This window comes from Anoxybacillus sp., assembly GCF_036834105.1.
Classification (GTDB): domain Bacteria; phylum Bacillota; class Bacilli; order Bacillales; family Anoxybacillaceae; genus Anoxybacillus.
The window spans coordinates 1-17,664 of the sequence record NZ_DAITON010000034.1 but is presented as its reverse complement, the minus strand read 5'-3'; the positions used below and the strand labels follow the sequence as shown (position 1 = coordinate 17,664).

Annotated in this window: 20 protein-coding genes, 1 other RNA gene and 2 pseudogenes; 18 read left to right on the top strand and 5 right to left on the bottom strand. The window is 41.1% G+C overall.

Annotated features, from left to right (window positions below; all coding sequences use genetic code 11):
* From V7Z64_RS05450 to V7Z64_RS13350, 7 genes and pseudogenes are all read left to right on the top strand, one after another.
* A partial coding sequence (locus V7Z64_RS05450; protein WP_334109605.1) for a hypothetical protein occupies nt 1-346 on the top strand: 346 nt, incomplete at its 5' end.
* Nucleotides 347-380: 34 nt separating this feature from the next.
* Nucleotides 381-809 carry a WapI family immunity protein gene (locus V7Z64_RS05445; RefSeq protein ID WP_297990970.1) on the top strand — a complete coding sequence of 143 codons (429 nt, stop codon included), beginning with the start codon at nt 381-383 and terminating at the stop codon, nt 807-809.
* Nucleotides 810-947: 138 nt separating this feature from the next.
* A pseudogene (locus V7Z64_RS13355) lies at nt 948-1,847 on the top strand (RHS repeat-associated core domain-containing protein); the annotation flags it as partial.
* A 21-nt stretch (nt 1,848-1,868) separates the two neighbouring features.
* A complete protein-coding gene (locus V7Z64_RS05430; RefSeq protein WP_012576005.1) occupies nt 1,869-2,549 on the top strand; it encodes a hypothetical protein in 681 nt (226 codons plus the stop codon).
* Nucleotides 2,550-2,857: 308 nt separating this feature from the next.
* Nucleotides 2,858-4,417, top strand: a complete 1,560-nt coding sequence (locus V7Z64_RS05425; protein WP_442885043.1) for an RHS repeat domain-containing protein — start codon at nt 2,858-2,860, stop codon at nt 4,415-4,417.
* 57 nt (nt 4,418-4,474) lie between these two features.
* A complete protein-coding gene (locus V7Z64_RS05420) occupies nt 4,475-4,837 on the top strand; it encodes a YxiJ-like family protein (protein WP_035020812.1) in 363 nt (120 codons plus the stop codon).
* A 100-nt stretch (nt 4,838-4,937) separates the two neighbouring features.
* Nucleotides 4,938-5,201 (top strand): annotated as a pseudogene (locus V7Z64_RS13350) (RHS repeat-associated core domain-containing protein); the annotation flags it as partial.
* Here V7Z64_RS13350 and V7Z64_RS05410 read toward each other — a convergent pair.
* The 3 genes from V7Z64_RS05410 to V7Z64_RS05400 form a co-directional block, all read right to left on the bottom strand.
* Nucleotides 5,151-5,393 (bottom strand): hypothetical protein, encoded by a 243-nt coding sequence (locus V7Z64_RS05410; RefSeq protein ID WP_297990972.1) that lies wholly within the window; start codon nt 5,391-5,393, stop codon nt 5,151-5,153. The pseudogene V7Z64_RS13350 and the gene V7Z64_RS05410 sit on opposite strands and share 51 nt — an antisense overlap.
* Nucleotides 5,394-5,809: 416 nt before the next feature.
* Nucleotides 5,810-6,334, bottom strand: a complete 525-nt coding sequence (locus tag V7Z64_RS05405) for a hypothetical protein (RefSeq protein ID WP_035020814.1) — start codon at nt 6,332-6,334, stop codon at nt 5,810-5,812.
* 12 nt (nt 6,335-6,346) lie between these two features.
* A complete protein-coding gene (locus V7Z64_RS05400) occupies nt 6,347-6,796 on the bottom strand; it encodes a hypothetical protein (protein WP_297990967.1) in 450 nt (149 codons plus the stop codon).
* Between the two features lie 254 nt (nt 6,797-7,050).
* Between V7Z64_RS05400 and secG the strand changes: the two genes are divergently transcribed.
* From secG to V7Z64_RS05345, 11 genes are all read left to right on the top strand, one after another.
* A complete protein-coding gene (gene secG, locus V7Z64_RS05395; protein WP_094240481.1) occupies nt 7,051-7,284 on the top strand; it encodes a preprotein translocase subunit SecG in 234 nt (77 codons plus the stop codon).
* A gap of 53 nt (nt 7,285-7,337) precedes the next feature.
* Complete coding sequence (locus tag V7Z64_RS05390; protein ID WP_094240482.1) at nt 7,338-8,075, top strand: alpha/beta hydrolase; 738 nt, start codon at nt 7,338-7,340, stop codon at nt 8,073-8,075.
* A 20-nt stretch (nt 8,076-8,095) separates the two neighbouring features.
* A complete protein-coding gene (gene rnr, locus V7Z64_RS05385; protein ID WP_297990966.1) occupies nt 8,096-10,366 on the top strand; it encodes a ribonuclease R in 2,271 nt (756 codons plus the stop codon).
* A gap of 78 nt (nt 10,367-10,444) precedes the next feature.
* Nucleotides 10,445-10,909 carry an SsrA-binding protein SmpB gene (gene smpB, locus V7Z64_RS05380; protein WP_003399367.1) on the top strand — a complete coding sequence of 155 codons (465 nt, stop codon included), beginning with the start codon at nt 10,445-10,447 and terminating at the stop codon, nt 10,907-10,909.
* A gap of 99 nt (nt 10,910-11,008) precedes the next feature.
* Nucleotides 11,009-11,361, top strand: a transfer-messenger RNA (tmRNA) gene (gene ssrA, locus V7Z64_RS05375).
* 168 nt (nt 11,362-11,529) lie between these two features.
* Complete coding sequence (locus tag V7Z64_RS05370) at nt 11,530-12,459, top strand: ABC transporter substrate-binding protein (RefSeq protein ID WP_297990965.1); 930 nt, start codon at nt 11,530-11,532, stop codon at nt 12,457-12,459.
* Nucleotides 12,460-12,477: 18 nt separating this feature from the next.
* Nucleotides 12,478-13,512, top strand: a complete 1,035-nt coding sequence (locus V7Z64_RS05365; protein ID WP_297990963.1) for a FecCD family ABC transporter permease — start codon at nt 12,478-12,480, stop codon at nt 13,510-13,512.
* On the top strand, nt 13,454-14,290 hold the full coding sequence (locus V7Z64_RS05360; protein ID WP_442885041.1) for an ABC transporter ATP-binding protein: 837 nt from the start codon (nt 13,454-13,456) through the stop codon (nt 14,288-14,290). Before V7Z64_RS05365 ends, V7Z64_RS05360 begins: the two co-directional genes overlap by 59 nt.
* A gap of 18 nt (nt 14,291-14,308) precedes the next feature.
* Nucleotides 14,309-14,788 (top strand): HugZ family pyridoxamine 5'-phosphate oxidase, encoded by a 480-nt coding sequence (locus tag V7Z64_RS05355; protein WP_297990961.1) that lies wholly within the window; start codon nt 14,309-14,311, stop codon nt 14,786-14,788.
* Between the two features lie 17 nt (nt 14,789-14,805).
* Complete coding sequence (locus V7Z64_RS05350; RefSeq protein WP_297990960.1) at nt 14,806-15,861, top strand: Surface layer protein; 1,056 nt, start codon at nt 14,806-14,808, stop codon at nt 15,859-15,861.
* 18 nt (nt 15,862-15,879) lie between these two features.
* Nucleotides 15,880-16,191 (top strand): antibiotic biosynthesis monooxygenase, encoded by a 312-nt coding sequence (locus V7Z64_RS05345; RefSeq protein ID WP_219985985.1) that lies wholly within the window; start codon nt 15,880-15,882, stop codon nt 16,189-16,191.
* A 43-nt stretch (nt 16,192-16,234) separates the two neighbouring features.
* Here V7Z64_RS05345 and V7Z64_RS05340 read toward each other — a convergent pair whose 3' ends face one another.
* Nucleotides 16,235-16,402 carry a hypothetical protein gene (locus tag V7Z64_RS05340; RefSeq protein WP_297990958.1) on the bottom strand — a complete coding sequence of 56 codons (168 nt, stop codon included), beginning with the start codon at nt 16,400-16,402 and terminating at the stop codon, nt 16,235-16,237.
* Nucleotides 16,403-16,476: 74 nt separating this feature from the next.
* Nucleotides 16,477-17,628 carry an HD-GYP domain-containing protein gene (locus V7Z64_RS05335; protein ID WP_334109589.1) on the bottom strand — a complete coding sequence of 384 codons (1,152 nt, stop codon included), beginning with the start codon at nt 17,626-17,628 and terminating at the stop codon, nt 16,477-16,479.
* Nucleotides 17,629-17,664 lie beyond the last annotated feature (36 nt).

Below are 17,664 nucleotides of genomic sequence, written 5' to 3'. Positions count from 1 at the left end.
ACTGGTTGGCGGAGTTGGATTTAAAGCAGGTAAGGTACTATATCGAGCTTATAAAGTGAAGTCAATTGCTAAAAAAATGAGATTTGATAGCACAGCATTTAAACATATGCGAAATCGGGATCGCTATGTTCCAAGACAGATTTTAGCAAGGACCATTGTTTATGGGAAGAAATCCAAAGATGGGGCTAAAGGTTATAATAAATATACCGTAACTATGCATAAATTAGAAAAAGCAAGGCACTCCATAGGCGATCCTAGAAATTACAAGTATAAAAAATATAAGTTGACAGTTGTGTATAATAAGAGAGCTAAGAGGGTGCGTCATTTCCACTATGAGCCATATTAAACAACGAATATAACCGTCAGAAAGGATGTAAAGCATGAAAATATTTGTATGCGAGGAACATCCGGATCGAAGTCTAGAGTTAATTATCACAAACTTTGAAAATGAAGGAGATCCGTTTTTTGGTGGTTGTTATTTTACAGGAAAAGTAAAGCTAAAAAGTAGAGGATTTACAGCGGAAACGGTCCCCTTCCATTTTGACAATCACAACATCTTTCGCTTCTATGAAAATTTAAGGAAAATATACAGAGAACGAGAAGGGAAAGCTGTTTTTTATTCAGAATCTAAAGAGCTAAATGTGACAGTGCATATTCACGATAGTGGAGAAGGAATTGTACAGATTCAGTTTAAGGATTTGCACAGCGATGATTCCTTTAGGAGCCATCTATATATCCATCTTTCTACATTACCATATGTGCTTGAACAGCTGCGGCACCATTTAGATATTTTTAAATACTGTTCATAGTTATATTCTTACGAGTGACCTGATGAAATTAGGCACTTGATAGATCGAGCAAGTTTGACGGCACGCTTATTCTATATTATAGCGTTGTCGTCTTTTTAGTTAGACCATTGATAATAAAAAGGAAAATAAGACTAGTACGTTCTCTATGAAACCGAAGTCAGTGATGCTCTGTTAAAATGATATGTATACGGAGAAAACGGCCAGCTGTTGGCGATGAAAAAGGGCGGGGCGACGTACTTCTACCACTACAACGCGCATGGCGATGTCATCGCGTTAACCGATGCGCAAGGAAACGTGGTCGCTCGTTACGAGTACGACACATGGGGCAAGCTTCTCTCAAAATCCGGTGAGATGGCGGACGAAAACCCATATCGCTATGCGGGATACCAATATGATGAGGAGACCGGGCTCTACTACTTGATCGCCCGTTACTACCACCCGACCCATGGCGTGTTCTTGTCCATGGACCCAGACCCAGGCGATGCCGATGATATTCTGACGCAAAACGGCTATACGTATGCGAACAACAACCCGGTGATGATGGTCGATCCGGATGGGCATTTTGTGTGGATGGTCGTTAATGCGGGATTGGCGGCGTATGAAGGGTATAAGGCGTACAAGGCAGGAAAAGGATGGATAGGTGTCACAGCTACGGTAGCGATGGGTGTTATTGGTATCGGAAAGCTAAAAGCTGCATCTAAAGCTGTTTCATTTGTTAAAAAAATCAATGGAAATAGTCTCTGGAGTAGAAGAGCAAATCATGGTTACGAGATATATCAATATGTTAATGGAAAAAAACAAGTATTGAAAGTTGGAATAAGTGGGGGACGGATTTCAAAATCCGGTAAATCGTATAGAGCCACCAGACAGGCTAATAAATGGGCTAAAAAATATGGCGGTAAATATTATACTCGAGTTGTAAAGAAAAATATGACAAGGCAACAAGCATTGAGATGGGAACAAGGGCATGTAAATAGAGTTGCAAGAGCTGGGGGGGTGTTTCAATCTAGATACCATAAGCGACCACGTCCTTGGTAGACAAGAAGAAAGGGTGATTAAATGGTAAATATTCATTTTCAGGATTGGGGGAAAAACCGTCCTAAAAAACACTATAATCGTATTCACGAAATGAGAATTTTTGAGTTGATCTTTTCAAATAAACTAAGTGAATTAGGAATAAAATTGGGAAAATTTGAAAACATTATCGTTTATTGTTTGGCTGATCCAAATAAGAGAATGTCTTATGAGGAAAATCATGCTTTACAAGCGATTAGTGTATCGATCCCTTATGATTTTATGGATTTTTTAAATTTAGACTCTGCTAATGCCAAGTTTCAAGCTTTTGCCTATTTGGTTCATACTTATATTAAACCGATTTTAGAAAGATACTCGACATTGCCACAATTAACAGTTTCAGAATGTGTGGAGAAGGCGCTTGAACAAATTATAAAACAAAATTACGAAGCGGTTTTTCTAGTTGGAAAAACTCCTAAAAAAAGTCCAGACCGTAAGAAATTAGCGATTTTAAAAGGAATTCACCGATTAGAGGGATTTCAGTTAAGATGTGAGGTCTATAACGAGAAAGGTCTTAAAATTATGGATCAGATATTAGTTCGTGATGTTGGAAACGAAATTGTGTATTCAAGATACCTTGGGACACTGAAATGGGAAAACGATCATCACATCGTTGTAAAATCGAGTTCAAGCAATTGGTTGGTGGAGATCCATGTCGAAGATTAGAAAACTATAATTAGATAGTAACGGTTTCATGCAAAATAAGACGGGCTCTTACGTTCTTTTAGTGGAAAATCACGAGGTAATGGAGAATTCGGAGTTAAAAATAATGATTTACACGCTCATTTTCTCCATTCTCTTCTTCCTTTCACTAAGGTTACGTAAGGGCCGTTTTTTGTCAAAAAACATGTTCTGTCCAATATTTACAGGATGGCACGACGAAGACAAGAAAATTTGACTCGGCGAATCGGGTCATCGAACAGTCCGACCGCGGAGGATTACAAAAATGGACGTATCCGACCACCTCGGATAAATTGCAACAGTTCCTGTTCTCGCATGGATCGTTTAGCCAAACGGTTACGTACCAATACAACGCCTTGGACCAAAATACCATTGTTCAAGATGGAATGTATACGTACCGCTTTGACTATGACGAAAGAGGAAACGTTCGCACCTTCACGACAGGAAACGGAGCCGGCTCGACCTTTACGTACGATGACTGCGGCTTAGCGGAAAGCGTTTCGGTCGGTACGGCGGACGGAAAAGAAATTTTATCGGAAACGTACCGTTACGATGAAAACGGAAACCGGACAGAAATCGCCATCCCGACCGGCGCGAAGACGCTCTATCGTTATGACGCCTTAGATCAACTTGTGGAAGAGCAATGGCCGGATGGAACGACGATCGAGTACACGTACGATGGATTCGGGAACCGGACGAAAATCGTGAAAACGAAAGAGGGATCATCCACGACGACGACGGCCGATTATAATGCGGCGAATCAGTTGGTTCGTTTCGGCGATGAAACGATCACGTACGATGCGAACGGCAACCGGACCGAAGACAGTGAGTACCAATATGAATGGAACGAAGCCGATCAGCTTGTCTCCATCACCCGAAAAGGCGAAAGCACGCCGTTTGTCACATACAAATATGACGAAGACGGCCGCCGTATTCAAAAGAATGTGAATGGTGTTATTACGAACTACCATTACCAAGGCGACAGCCTAAACGTTCTGTATGAAACCGATGCAAGTGGAAATGTGGTAAGATCATATATATACGGAGAAAACGGGCAACTCCTTGCCATGAAAAAAGGCAATGCGACGTATTTTTACCACTATAACGCCCATGGCGATGTCATCGCCCTAACGGATGCGCAAGGAAACATCGTCGCCCGTTATCAATACGATGCGTGGGGGAACATTCTTTCCCAATCCGGCGCATTGGCGGACGAAAATCCATACCGATATGCGGGATACCAATATAACCAAGAAACGGGTCTCTATTACTTAATTGCCCGGTACTATCATCCAACGCATGGCGTGTTCCTTTCTTTGGACCCAGACCCAGGGGATGCGGACGATATCCTTACGCAGAACGGATATACGTATGCGAACAACAATCCAGTGATGTTGGTGGATCCGGATGGGCATTTTGTGTGGATGGCGATTAATGCGGGATTTGCGGCGTATGATGGGTATAAAGCCTTTAAAAAAGGCGGTTGGAAAGCGGCGGCGATTGCTGTTGGCGTGGGGCTTGTTGGAGGAGCTGCATTTAAAGCATTTCGAGCAGCACAAGTAGCAAAGGGTCCCGCACGGTATTGGTATAAAGGTACCTTTAAAAATGGTATAGAATCGCTAGCATATCATCATAACAAACATGTGATTAGAAAAGGACGCTCCTATAGTCCAGAAAGATACACAAAACTAGCGAGAGCATTCTATCGTTCAAATAAACATTTGCGAGAAGAAGTGACACTATCTACAGGCAAAAAAGGATATAGGATTAAGAAAGGAAAGGTTGGAGGTTATTATACCAAAAGAGGGAAAATAGTGACATTTTGGCATAACGGTTGGAAACTCAAGAAATAGTAGAAATGAATATTATCATTTTTAACATAGTTAAAGAGAGAAAGAGGTGAACAATTTATGAAGGTTAATCACGATGTAATATTAGAGCTTGAAAAAATGAGTATATTATTAAACAATGATTTTCCCTCAGAAGATATAGAAAGAATTGAAAATACCATTCTTAAAGATAATGATAAATACTGTTTGACAGGGGGCTTTGACAGCTTTTGTTCATTAATAAGTGGAAGTTTAAGTTATGTCCTTGCTCATAAAAAGATACCTAGGTATCAAAGAAAATTGTTGTATAAAGATTTTTTTGCTTTGTATCCTTATTACGAACCTTTAAGGAAACATTTAGAAAAATTCCCCCATTTTTCTGAAGAATTAAAAGTTCATGAAAGGGTTCGGGAATTACTTTTAGAAGTCGTTAAATCATACTAAGGTTTAATATTTCTATACTTTAATTTTTTCATTAATATTTGTTGAAATTTAAAGAATTTGAAAGAGGGTGTCCCAAAAATGATCATTTTTGGGACACCCTGTTTATTACCTGATCGCCCGTTATTACCACCCAGCCCATGGCGTGTTCTTATCCTTGGATCCAGACCCAGGGGATGCGGACGATATTCTCACGCAGAATGGGTATGCGTATGCGAACAACAATCCGGTGATGTTGGTGGATCCGGATGGGCATTGGGTATGGTTGGCCATCAATGCTGGGTTTGCGGTTTATGATGGGTATAAGTCATACAAGTCAGGAAAAGGATGGAAAGGTGTCGCAGCTACGGTAGCGATGGGTGTTATTGACAAGAATGCCTGTCACGTGTCGATATGCACTTTTCACAAAGCCTGTTCCGCCTGCGGTGGCAAGTCCTGTCCCATGCGCCACTCCCACAGCGGCAACCGCCGTGGCAGGCGTTCCAATGACTGCCCCTGCTCCTGTGGCGTTAAGCAACATCCCGCCTGCACCAATGGCAACGGAGCCTGTCGTTTCCATCACACCTGCGATTGTTGCTACCGCATGTCCAAATGCTTCAATCGTACTACTTCACGCTTTAACTCTTCTGTATAGGTTTTAAAGCTTTGTCCTTTTTTTGCCATAAAAAATCCCCTTCAGGTAGACTCTTAAGAACATCATAACAAATGTCCTCTTTTTTTGTTGTCTACCTTTAGGGGATAATATCACATCACTCCGCCTTTTTGCACGAAACAGCGTCCAAAAATAATTTTGCATAAATTTTGCACCCTAAGGAAATTGAAAGCCTATAAACTTTGAAAAAATCAAGGTTCTTGACATAATACCAGTATTGTTTTTGTTTTATTCATGATTACATCTCTGCCACTGAACACCACTTTCATAAAAATGAGTTTAATACGGAATGGTGCTTGACTCTCAAGACAAGCTACCGTTAATTAATAACTATCTTCAAACAAGCAATGAAATATAGTTACATTTTCCTCCTTAAGTTCCAAGGAAATGTTAGGAACCTCTATATCCAATATATTTTTTTCTAAAACTCGTATACCTCTACTGTCTAATAGATTAAAAACATCTTTACTGATTTGTTCCGTCTCTTTATCAAATGGCTCATACTGCTCTCGCATTCCAACATTTCCATCAACATATTCGTATCTAACGTATTTTATTGCTGCAAATGGGCCAATTGCTGAAATATACACTAGTAATCCATTTAAATAGGTATGCTGACTAATATACTCTATGAATTCATCTGTACTTACCTCCGGATGAGTAGAAGACGTAATATATAATGTGAAGCATTTCGAATAATTAAAATCTGTTAAATTCTCTACATGCAACTCCTTCATTTCTTGAGTCATCTTATTAAACCAAATATTTTTGTCAACATAGTTCATTAAAATATATCCAAAATCCCCGTTGTATAGTTGCTCGATTGTTTGTAATATACTTTTCACCATAAATTCCCCCCTCTAAACAGCTTCAGATGTCGCTTTTTTTACATCATGAACGATATGTTTCGTCACTCGTTCGGTTTTCTTTTCCGCCTCATGAAACGCTTTTTGCGCTTTCTGACTAATATGTACCGTGTCTTTGATCGCCTGTTTCGTTACTTCCTCCACTTTCTTTCCCGCATGATTAACCGTTTGATGTACGGCTTTTTCTGCTTTTTTTATATCATTGGTGATGTGTTTTCCTGCTTTCTCCATTTGTTTCTCTGCTTGTTGAAAAGCTTCTTTTGCTTTTTGGCTAATTTGAATCGTATCTTTTACGATTTGTTTAGTGACAGATTCCGCTTTCTTTTCCATTTTTTGAATGGTCTTTTCTACCTTTTTGAAGTCGTTGGCAACATGTTTCGTCGTCTGTTCGATCTTTTTACTGACTGAATGCCCCCATTTATTTAATGAACCCCAAAAAGACATATTCCTCGTTCCTCCATTCCTCATATGACGAAATTATCTCAGTTTTCACACATTTACTGTAACATGAGATTTATGGGGGGGGGGACAACGAGATGTTTTCGACAAATTTTGCAATCTTTCTGTGTGTTTTTAGCATATGATTTGTCTAATGTTTTTGATAAAGTTTTATCCCGTATCTTTTCGTCCGTTGTACAAATGAATAGTGTTATGCTAAAATAAAACTATTGTGATGTGCGTCGTTGGAGGTGTAAAGTATGCATGCGTTTCTTGTTACGTTACTTGTAATTGTTTGTATTGGAATCATTGTGGTTGTTTTATTGCAATCAGGCCGAAGTGCAGGGCTTTCTGGTGCGATTACCGGCGGTGCTGAACAATTGTTTGGTAAACAGAAAGCACGCGGCATTGATGCGGTGTTACACCGTCTGACTGTTGTCCTTGCGGTATTGTTTTTCGTATTAACAGTAGCTGTCACTTATTTTGAACTGTAACAGCGGTCCAGCGATGCGGATCGCTTTTTTCATGGAGGAAGGAGGAATCATCTGTGAAGCTTGTTGCACCACAGCCGTTTACGTTTGAAGCTGGTGAACGCGCTGTTTTATTATTGCATGGATTTACTGGAAATTCGGCGGATGTTCGTATGCTTGGTCGTTTTTTACAATCAAAAGGATATACGTGCCACGCTCCAATTTATAAAGGACATGGCGTGCCGCCAGAGGAGCTCGTTCATACCGGCCCGGAAGATTGGTGGCAAGATGTGATGAACGCCTACGAATATTTAAAACAAACCCATGAAAAAATCGCTGTTGTTGGATTATCGCTTGGCGGTGTGTTTTCGTTAAAACTTGGCTATACTGTTCCTGTCGTTGGCATCGTACCAATGTGTGCCCCGATGTATATTAAAAGCGAACAGACGATGTATGAAGGAGTTTTAGCATACGCTCGCGAATATAAAAAGCGAGAAGGAAAAAGCGAGGAGCAAATCGAGCGCGAAATGGCGGAGTTTGCGAAAACGCCGATGAAAACATTGAAAGCACTGCAACAACTTATTGCCGAAGTGCGCGATCATTTAGATTTCATTTATGCACCTGTTTTTGTCGTGCAAGCTCGCCATGATGACATGATTAACCCAGATAGTGCAAATATTATTTATAACGGCGTCGAATCTCCCGTAAAACAAATCAAATGGTATGAGGAGTCAGGACACGTCATTACGCTTGATAAAGAAAAAGAACAGCTTCACGAAGACATTTATACATTTTTAGAATCATTAGATTGGTAATCCTCGAAAGGAGGAAGTAAATGAAGGGAAAATTATTAGCATTTATGCGCGATGAAGCGTATAAACCGCTTACGGTTCAAGAATTAGAAGAAGCGTTTCATATTACAGACGCCGCGGAGTTTAAAGAGCTTGTTAAAACACTTGTGTCGTTAGAAGAAGAAGGGTTGATCGTTCGAACAAGAAGCAATCGCTACGGGCTACCTGAAAAAATGAACTTAATTCGTGGGAAAGTGACAGGTCATGCGAAAGGATTTGCGTTTGTCGTTCCAGAAGATCCAACGCTTGACGATATTTTTATTCCGCCATCAGAGCTGAAAAATGCGATGCATGGCGACACCGTTCTTGTGCGTGTCAACGGACAAGCAACGGGGGCGCGTCAAGAAGGGACGATCGTCCGCATTATTGAGCGGGGCATTACAGAAGTCGTAGGTACGTATACAGAAAGCAAAAACTTTGGATTTGTTATTCCAGACGATAAAAAAATTGTCAACGACATTTTTATTCCGAAACATGCGGCAAACGGCGCCGTCGAAGGGCATAAAGTTGTCGTTCGTTTGACGACGTATCCAGAGGGACGTATTAGTGCGGAAGGAGAAGTTATTAAAATTTTAGGACATAAAAACGACCCTGGGGTGGATATTTTATCGATTATCCATAAACATGGCTTACCGCTTCAATTCCCAGAAGAGGTGATCGCTCACGCCAACAGCATTCCTGATACAATTTCTGAAGAAGATTTACAGGGGCGACGGGACTTACGCAACGAAATGATTGTGACGATTGACGGCGAAGACGCAAAAGACTTAGATGATGCGGTGACCGTAACAAAGTTAGCAAACGGAAATTATAAGTTAGGCGTTCATATTGCCGACGTAAGCCACTATGTGACGGAAGGCTCGCCAATTGACCGTGAAGCATATGAGCGTGGGACGAGCGTCTACTTAGTCGATCGCGTCATTCCAATGATTCCGCATCGCTTGTCAAACGGCATTTGTTCATTAAATCCGAAAGTTGATCGCCTAACGTTGTCGTGCGAGATGGAAATAAACGATCGCGGTGAAGTCGTGAGCCATGAAATTTTTCAAAGCGTTATTCGTACGACTGAACGAATGACGTATACCGATGTGAACCGCATTCTTGTCGATAAAGACGGGGCGCTAAGAGAAAAATACGCTCCGCTCGTTCCGATGTTCGAGCTCATGGCAGAATTGGCGGACATTTTACGAAGTAAGCGAATGAAGCGCGGCGCGATTGACTTTGATTTTAAAGAAGCGAAAGTGCTTGTCGATGAAAATGGAAAACCGTATGATGTCATTTTGCGTGAGCGTTCTGTTGCTGAACGATTAATCGAAGAATTTATGTTAGCGGCAAATGAGACGATTGCAGAACATTTTCATTGGATGAACGTTCCATTTATTTATCGTGTGCATGAAGACCCGAAGCCTGAGAAGCTGCAGCGCTTCTTAGAGTTTATTACAAACTTTGGCTATGTCGTCAAAGGTACGGGTAATCAAATTCATCCACGCGCCTTGCAAGAAGTGTTAGAAGCTGTGCGCGGCGAGCCGGAGGAAATGGTCGTGTCGACCGTCATGCTTCGGTCGATGAAGCAAGCGCGATATGATGCTGAAAGTCTCGGTCACTACGGATTATCAACGGAATTTTATACGCATTTTACATCACCGATTCGCCGCTATCCAGACTTAATTGTGCATCGCCTCATTCGCACGTATTTAATCAACGGGCAAATCGATGAACAAACGCAACAAAAATGGGCGGAGAAGCTACCGGAAATTGCCGAACATACGTCGAATATGGAGCGCCGTGCAGTCGAGGCAGAGCGCGAAACGGATGATTTGAAGAAAACAGAGTTTATGGAAGATAAAATTGGCATGGAGTTTGACGGCATTATTAGCTCGGTGACAAACTTTGGATTGTTTGTTGAACTGCCGAATACAATCGAAGGGCTTGTACACGTTAGCTATTTAACGGACGATTATTATCATTACGATGAGCAGCATTATGCGATGATCGGCGAACGAACAGGGAAAGTGTACCGCATCGGTGACGAAATTACCGTGCGCGTCATTAACGTCAATAAAGAAGAACGTATTGTCGATTTTGAAATTGTCGGCATGAAAGGGCGCAAACATAAACAAGCGAAAGCTGCTCCAGTTGTCATCGAAGGAAAACGGAAAAAGAAAAAAGAAGAGCAATGGCCAACGAAAAAAACGAAGAAAAAGTTTTATGAAGATATACCAAACATGAAAAAGAAGAAAAAGAAAAAACGATAAGAAAAGCCTCGTCAGTAGAGGCTTTTCCTTTCTTCTTATTTTTGCTAGAATATTGGTTGTCTGAAGGGAGGGAAACAAATGCCAAAAGGGGAAGGAAAACTAATTGCTCAAAATAAAAAGGCGCACCACGATTATTTTATTGAGGAGACGTATGAAGCAGGACTTGTATTGCAAGGAACGGAAATTAAGTCGATTCGTGCAGGCAAGGTGAACTTAAAAGATTCGTTCGCGAAAGTGGAAAAAGGTGAAGTGTTTTTGCATAATATGCATATTAGTCCATACGAACAAGGGAACCGTTACAATCACGATCCGTTGCGGACGCGCAAACTATTGCTTCATCGCCGCGAAATTAACAAGTTAATTGGCTATACGAAAGAACAAGGCTATACGCTCGTGCCGTTGAAGCTGTATATTAAGGATGGCTTTGCTAAGTTGCTGCTTGGTGTCGGAAAAGGAAAGAAAAAATACGATAAGCGGGAAGATATGAAAAAGAAAGAAGCTCAACGTGAAGTCGAGCGCGCTTTTCGCGAACGACAGAAATAAGCCAATATGTTACAATTGCAAAACAGATGAAATGTGATATAATAAAACGTGTCAGCTAGTTACGAAAGCTTAAGCTTCCTTCGTACGTTTCTCTTATACGGGGACGTTACGGATTCGACAGGGGTAGATCGAGCTTAAGCTGCGAGCCGAGGGGATCGTCCTCGTAAAAACGTCACTTAAAGATAACTGGCAAAGAAAACTACGCTTTAGCTGCTTAATTGATGCGGCTAGCTCCTACCGCCATCGCCCATGTGGCGTCCTAGGGGTTCATAACAAGTGGGCTACGCCTAAGTCCGCCGTCTGAGGACGAGGGAAGAGAACAATCAGACTAGCTGCTCGGATGCCTGTCGGTAGGCGGAAGAAGCGGCGAAACATAAATATACCGACTACGCTCGTAGACGCTTAAGTGGCGATATCTCTGGACGTGGGTTCGACTCCCACCGTCTCCATACTTAGTTAAAGATGAAAACGACTGCGTTTGCGGTCGTTTTTTATTTATTATCCCGTTTTTACCGTTAGCAACTTCTATATTTAAAAAAACTCATTGACAAAGATTATCAATATCGATTATGATTTTGTTTGTAAATGATAATGATAATCATTAGGAAGGAGAAGGCGAGATGAGGAAAATATTTTCTTATGTGTTATCGCTCTGCTTGCTTGTTGGTTTGTTTACTTTTACAGGCGAGCTTACTGAGGCATCGACTAAGCTAACGATTAAAGATTTAGCAGGGCGAACGGTAACGTTTGATCGTACACCGCAACGTGTCGTTGTATTAAGCCCGGGGGATCTACATACGCTTCAAGCGCTCGGCGTACAAGTGGTTGGAAGACCGACGTCTGCGACACCTGTTGATGCGAGCTTGCAATCAGTTCCGCAGGTAGGGAATATTCATCAACCAAACTTCGAAAAAATCGTAAGTTTACAGCCAGATGTTGTTATTGCAGGGACATCTTTTTTAGGTCATATTCAAAAAGCAGAATTATTGGGATTGAAAGTCGTTATCACTTCTGGCAGTTCTGTTCGTGATATTCAATCGTCTATTACGTTATTAGGAAAACTATTTAACAAGGAACAAAAAGCGAAAGTATTAGTCAGAAAAATTGATAATAAAGTAAAAAAATATAGTAAAACAAAAACGAAAGTGCGTGCTGTCATTTTATTCGGCTCAGGTGCCAGCTCACTTGTTGCTTTACCAACATCGTTTTCTGGGGATGTGTTAGCAAAAGCTGGCGGGGAAAATATTGCGGCGAGCTTTTCGCAATTGAAAGACTATCCTGGCTACGCTAATTTGAGCACGGAGCGGATGATCGCAAGCAATCCGGATGTTATTTTCATTATCACACATGCGAATCATGCGGAAACAAAAAAAGCGATGATTAAACTCATGTCAACAAGTTCATGGCGCAACTTGAAAGCGGTGAAAAATAAACATGTCATCTTTTTACCGAGTGAATTATTCGCTGCAAGCCCTGGTGTGAAAATTACTGATGCATTAGATCATATGAATAAAGAACTATTAAAAGTGCGCGCGAAAACGAAAAAGTAGTGGATGAGGGATGACATCGTGGAAACGTTTCTTAGCGACATAAAAGAAAGAAAACATCCTTATGCGAAAAGAAGAGTATGGACGTTTGTTTTCCTTCTTATCTCAATTGTATTCGTATGTTTATACTCTGTCGTTACAGGAAGTGTAAAGCTGCAATTACACGAAGTTTGGGAAGGTCTTACAGGAGAAAAAGATTCGATGTTTTATACGATCGTATGGGACTTACGGTTACCGAGGACGATCGTTGGATTAATTGTCGGCATGTGTTTAGCTATTTCAGGGACAATTATGCAAGGGGTGATGAAAAATCCACTTGCTGACCCGGGGATTATCGGTGTATCGTCTGGGGCGGCGTTAATGGCAGTAATTATTACGATTTTACTGCCGCAATATATTGTGCTATTGCCACTTGCAGCGTTTGTCGGGGGATTTATTACAGCGATGCTCATTTATGCGTTGGCGTGGCAAGGAGGTTCATCGATTGCACGAATTATTTTAGTCGGGGTCGCTGTGAATGCCATTATTGGAGCGACGATGAGTGCGATCATGTTGTTGTATAGCGATCGCGTTCAAGCTGTTCTCCCGTGGATGGCTGGTGTAATTTCAGGTGCGACGATGGAACAGGCTAAATTACTTGTGTTTTACAGCATTCCGGGTTTGATTTTGTCGCTTTTTGCTATTCGCCACATTCGCATTCTACATTTAGGGGATGAAATGGCGAAGTTGTTAGGACATCATGTCGAACGTTCTCGTTTCCTTTTGATTGTAATTAGTACATTTTTAACAGGTATCGCTGTTAGCGTCTCTGGACTTATTGGCTTCATTGGTCTTGTTGTTCCCCATATGATTCGACTAATTGTTGGGAGCGATGATCGTTTTGTATTGCCGCTATCAGCATTAGGTGGCGGGGTGTTTCTTGTATTTGCAGATACGATTGCGCGCAGCTGGTTTGATCCAATTGAATTGCCTGTCGGTTTGTTACTATCCTTTTTAGGTGGACCATTCTTTTTATATATTCTCCATAAAAGGGGGGGCGTGCGTGCTTTCGGCTAAATATGTCACCTATCAACATTCAGATCATTTCTCAATTGAAGATGTGCATGTCGACATTCAAAAAGGGGAAGTTGTTAGTTTAATTGGCCCAAACGGTTCTGGAAAATCGACGCTTCTTCGTCTCCTTTCGCACGTGTTGAGACCGATCGGTGGCACCGTGTTGCTGGACGGAAGTGACATTCATACGTTAAGTCGTAAGGCAATTGCTAAAAAAATGGCGATGTTGCCGCAAACGAACAATCATCAGTTAGATATGACTGTTCGAGAGCTTGTAGAGTTTGGAAGAAACCCTCATAAAGGTTGGTTTCAATCGTTAAACGAAGAAGATGAACAAGTCATTCGCTGGGCGCTAGAGATGACCAATTTACAATCGTACGAGTATCGTTTTTTACATTCTTTATCCGGTGGGGAGCGTCAACGCGCTTGGATTGCAATGGCTTTGGCACAGCGTCCACAAGTGTTGCTTCTTGATGAACCGACAACGTATTTAGATATCGCGCATCAGTTGGAAGTGATGGAACTCATTCAAATGTTAAATCAACAATTAGGAATGACGGTTGTGATGGTTTTACATGATATTAATCAAGCTGCACAATATAGCGATCGAATGATTGTGATGAAAGACGGAAAAATCCAATATGATGACCGCACGCAATGTGTGATTTGTAAGCAAATGTTTCAACATATATTCGGCATAGATGTAGATATTCGATATGAGGGGGATAAACCGTTTTTCATTCCCCTTCGAAAAAAGTGTTCCATTCCGTGCTTGACTTAGAAAAGGTGGCTGAACGCATTGGAAGATAAAAAAAGAGAGCGCTATGTGCAATTTTTAAAAGAGTGTAAAACGTTGATCATGAGTACGATAGATGAATGCGGGCATCCGTTCATTAGTTATGCACCGTTCGTTATGGATGAAGGTCATTTTTACATTTTTATTAGTCGAGCAGCTGAGCATTTTCAATATATTGAACGTTGTGAACGTATTTCGGTACTGTTGATTGCGGATGAATCGTCATCACCTCACTTGTTTGCGAGAGAGCGCGTCCGCTTCACATGTAAACGAACACATATAGAAAACGAAGGAAATGACCATATTTTTGCGAAGTTTCAACATATTCATGGAGAACCGATGATCAATTTGTTGCGAAGGATGGATTTTTCACTTTTCCAACTTACTCCGATCGAAGGGCGTTATGTTGCAGGTTTTGGGCATGCGTTCGATGTCGATTTGTTTGGTGAACGATTTGCGCATGTTGTCATTGATCAAAAATGAGAAGGGAGAATAGGGAGATGGTGAATGCAAAAAAAATGATAAGTATAGTCATGATGAGTTTTCTGTTTTGTAGTTTACTTTTTTCATTTCAGCCAACGGTTTCTGAAGCGAAGGGAAATGTCGCTACAACCGTTCACGAGGCGAAAGCGCAAATGAAAAAGGCGCATGCTACATATGTAACGCATGTTCAAAAAACAGGGAAACTTCCACCGCATGCTACCGTTTTAGCGGAGTATAAAAAAGCGCATCACTTATATGTACAGGCGAAAAGAGTTGTTCAAACATCCGCGGGAAAAGAGAAAAAGAAATATGTGAGCGAGTTAGATGGGACGTATAAAACGTATATGGCTAAACGAGTGATTCCTTATTTAAATGCGTCCGTTGTATTTGAAGGATCAACGAAAGCAAGAATCGCTGTAGAGCAAGCGGTTGCCGATGAAGATATCGATGCGTTACAAACGGCGCATAAACAGCTGCAAGTATACGTCCAAAACCGTCAACTTCACGCGTATAACAAAGTATTCGAAGCAAACGTTCGTCAATTGTTTTTAGGGGAGTTTTCTAAAAGTAAAACGCTTTACGACAAGTATGCAAATGATGTGAAGGTATATGAACAACTATTGAAGGCTAATGAGTATCTGGAAGATGGAAAAGGTGTCGAGGCGAAAAAAGCGCTCGATGTAGTGAAAGGATTGTTGTCGAAACTATCGGATACGTTTCGAACAGATTTGACAAACGAGTATGACACTCTATTAGAAGTATATAACGATTTAATGACTCCGCCTGTAGCTGGGTTAGATTATGTTGAAGCAACAAACGGTGCTCTTACATTGTACTTTGATATCGCAGTTTCTTCATTGACGGCTGCTGATGTGAAAATCACCATGTCATTAAATAAAGGGGAAGAGCAAGTCGTTCAACCATTGGAAATTACGCTAAGCGATGATCGAACAATGGCGACGATTACAGTTCCAATGATTCCGCAAACGGATCAGGAACAATCTGTCGTGTATGCAGTTGAGTACGCGGGGAGCAAAGTCTCTGCTGACCCTTTCACCATATCTAAAAAATAAAAATGGGAGAGATGAAACATGTACGTTGTGACAAATGCCATTCGTGTAAAAAAAGGATATGCTCCGCAATTAGTTGAGCGATTCAAAGAAAGAAAAGGGATTGAGCAATCACCAGGATTTATTCGTTTGGAACTGCACGTGACACAAGGATTGGAAGAATACGATGAAGTGCGTGTGTGCACAACATGGGAGGATAAGCAATCGTTTGAAGGTTGGACAAAAAGCGAGGCGTTTCGCAAAGCTCATGAGCAGAAAGCAAAAGATCGTCCTGACTATGTGCTTGGAAACGAAATGTTTGCATATGAAGTTGCCCTCTCTTTTCAGGCGTAGAAAAAACGCTAGGGAGTCAAGGACTCTCTAGCGTTTTCCACTTTTAATAATACCATCCGCCGCCATACGGGTAAAACGGATACGGGCGCGGTGGGTAATAATATGGACGCGGTGGGTAAAACGGGTAAGGCGTTAATGCACTGCCGAGCAATCCACCTAAAAAACCTCCAAAAAACGGTGCACCGAAAAAGCCGAAAAACGGTCTACGCATTGGGTTGTCTCCTCCTCGAGTTTTGTCATTACATTGACACTATATGCAAGGCATCTGTCCAATGGTTGGGCGTTCTACCGTTTTCGTGATAAATCAATGATTGTTCCATCGTGCTTTTGGACAACAGGATGTAGTGGATGATGAATATAGTCGGTAAATCCGATGATGGTCGCCCATTCATACGGACGAACTTGAATCGATTGCCCGACCTTGTATAATGTCGTTTTGTCTAAAAAAATACGCAAAATATAAGGATCTAATTTTTTCCCTTTTTCATTCCATACTTCCTTCATGGCTTCAAACGACGTATAACTCTTTTCGCCAATATATCCGCCGACAAGTTCATCGTAATATTGCGCAATAGCAATGATACGACCGTATAAATGAATGTCATTGTTGCTTTTCTTATTTGGCACTCCTGATCCATTAAACTGCTCATGATGATCGAGTATGCCGTAAATAATGTTTTTTTGGCGACAATATACAGAGGAAGCGATGAGTTCAATGGAAAACTTAATATGGTTTCGCATCATCTCCTCATCGGCTTTTGCTGTATTTAAGTAGTGAATAAACCGTTCTTTTGGAATTTCGGTAAATCCAATATCGGCAAATAAAGTGGCAAGGCAAAGCTCAACGATGTCTTCATCTTTTAGCTCTAAAGCAAGTCCGATCATTAACGAAATGGCCGTTGTATTTAAGCTATGGATAGCAAGTACATCGTGATATTGTCGCATGTTTTGATATAAATGCAAAATGGCTTTGTCTTTCAACACGATGCGACTGAGTTGTTCATCAATTTGTTTCGCACGGCGCAACAGGCGCGGAGAATCTAACGTTTGCTCAATTAGCGCCCACGTCGGCGAGAAAAGGTTAAGTTCTGTTAAAAATGTTGTCTCTATTTCTGTTTCATTGGATAATGATGGCTCGTATAATTGCACAGCAATTGGCATTTGGATGTATTGGCGATGTACATCAACAACTTGTTTTAGTGCGTCGTAAAACGAATGATGTTCGTATTGCTTTTTTTGAATAAAATCATGTAGCTGTTGTTCAGATTGTACAACGAGGAATGGGAAATCGCGTGGAAACTGTTTTTTTATATGTTCAATAACTGATTCGCTTAACTTTTTATGTTTTTGTACGAATAATAGTCCATCAGGGCGATATAGGGGGTGCAAAAGAATATCTCCTGGAACAAGTTCATAAGTATATTTTTGCTGGAACATGTCGATCCCTCATTTCTAAAACATTTATCTCCATTA